Genomic DNA, 1,818 nt, shown 5'->3' on the forward strand with positions numbered 1-1,818 from the left:
TCTCCCGAGCCATTTCAAGAGCCTTCTGAGCATGTTTTGGCATGGGGACAGCGAGTTAGTCCTGCCTTCAAAAGCAAAGTGGTCGAAATTTGCTCTGAGCTAGAAATCAACCCGAATCATCTAATGGCTTGTATGGCCTTTGAGACGGCTGAAACGTTCAGCCCTAGCATTAGAAACGGCTCTGGGAGTGGGGCGACAGGTCTGATTCAGTTCATGCCCGCAACCGCGAAAAACTTGGGGACGAGCACTAAGCATCTCGCCATGATGAGCGCCGTTGAACAGCTCGATTATGTGAAAGCTTACTTTTGGCCTTATCGACACCGAATGTCTTCGTTGGAAGATGTTTACATGGCGATTCTCTACCCCGCGGCAATCGGGAAATCACCCTCACACGTGCTGTTCAAACAAGGTTCGATCGCTTACCGACAAAATGCAGGCATCGATCGTCACAGCAAAGGGAGCATTACGTTGAGTGACGTCTCTTACAAAGTTAGGCAGAAGCTGGCGAAAGGTTTGCAGCCTAACTTTATGGGTTAGCGTCGCCATCGTTGGCGTCGGTGGTTGTTTCCGACTCTGTCTCTCGGCTCACTTTAACTTGTACAATCCGGTGATGTTTGACGTTTAACACCTCAAACTGCCAGCCCTCATAGTCGACCAACTCTCCTGCATGTGGAAGGCGTCCTAGCCACCAAGTTAAAAAGCCATTGAGGGTTTGAAAACCTTCACTCTCTTCGCCTTCAATTGTGGTCAATCCCAGTTTGTATTTGAGTTCGTTGAGAGGAATCAGCGCATCCATCAGCCAACTGCCATCTTTTTGCTGCTTCGCCCAGATTTGTTCTGGTGCCATTCCTAATTCGCCAGCGATGGACTTGAGCAAATCGTATAAGGTGACTAAGCCTTGCACGTCACCATATTCATCAACAATAAACACCATCTCTGCGCTGGTTTGTTGCATGTAGTTCAGCAGAGGCAAGCCTTTCATCGATTCCGGTACAAAGCGCGGATGTTAGAGCAGTTTACCGAGTCTCGAAACAGACAGATGGTCGTACTCATCAAGCAATACTTTTGAGGAGATGGTACCGATGATATTATCTAAACCGCCTTTGCACACTGGCCAAACTGAGTGTTGAGTTTGACGTAGGTGTTTGAGAATCCCATCCAGCGGCAAGTTGGTGTCCAAAAAATGGATGTCGCAGCGCGGCGTCATTAAAGACAGGGCTAAACGATCATTGAGGTGCAGTAGCTTGCGGATCATCAGTTGTTCTTGCGGTTCGATGGCTCCTGATTCCGAACCTTCATTGACGACGGCAAAGATGTCTTCTTCTGTGACGATTTCGCCTTGGTTTTCGTTTTGGCGCAGAAGTTTAAGTAACGCGTCTGTCGACACAGTAAGTAAGAACACAAAAGGTCTGGCAAGTTTGGCTAACCAATGAATCGGATAGGCGACCACAATTGCGATGCTTTCCGCGTTGTTTTGTGCAAAACGTTTTGGTACGAGCTCGCCGATGATGATCGCGAAGTAAGTGATCAAAATAACAACGCTGGTGGTCGCAAGAATGGTGGCGACTTCGCGCTCTAGCCCTTGGGCAACGAGCCAGTGTTCAAAAGGAATGGACAGCGTCGCTTCACCAAAAATGCCACTGAGTAGACCGATGGCAGTAATGCCGATTTGGATAGTCGAAAGAAACTGGGTAGGGTTGTTTTTTAGTTCTAAAGCGAGCGCAGCAGGTGCGTTGTCTTCGGCCATCATTTTTAGTCGACCGCTTTTCGCCGCGACTAGCGCGATCTCAGACATAGCGAAAATGCCGTTTAGTGCGA

1 protein-coding gene and 1 pseudogene are annotated in these 1,818 nt (G+C 48.6%); one reads left to right on the forward strand and one right to left on the reverse strand.

Features of this window, described 5'->3' with window-relative positions:
* The coding region (locus tag R7P72_RS23820) for a transglycosylase SLT domain-containing protein (protein ID WP_318110801.1) at nucleotides 1-537 on the forward strand (537 nt) is incomplete at its 5' end.
* On the opposite strand, the pseudogene R7P72_RS23825 reads toward R7P72_RS23820, so the two are convergent.
* Nucleotides 527-1,818 (reverse strand): annotated as a pseudogene (locus tag R7P72_RS23825) (hemolysin family protein); the annotation flags it as partial. The gene R7P72_RS23820 and the pseudogene R7P72_RS23825 overlap by 11 nt on opposite strands.

Source organism: Vibrio sp. Vb0888, from assembly GCF_033338835.1.
In the GTDB taxonomy this organism is placed as follows: Bacteria; Pseudomonadota; Gammaproteobacteria; order Enterobacterales; family Vibrionaceae; genus Vibrio; species Vibrio alginolyticus.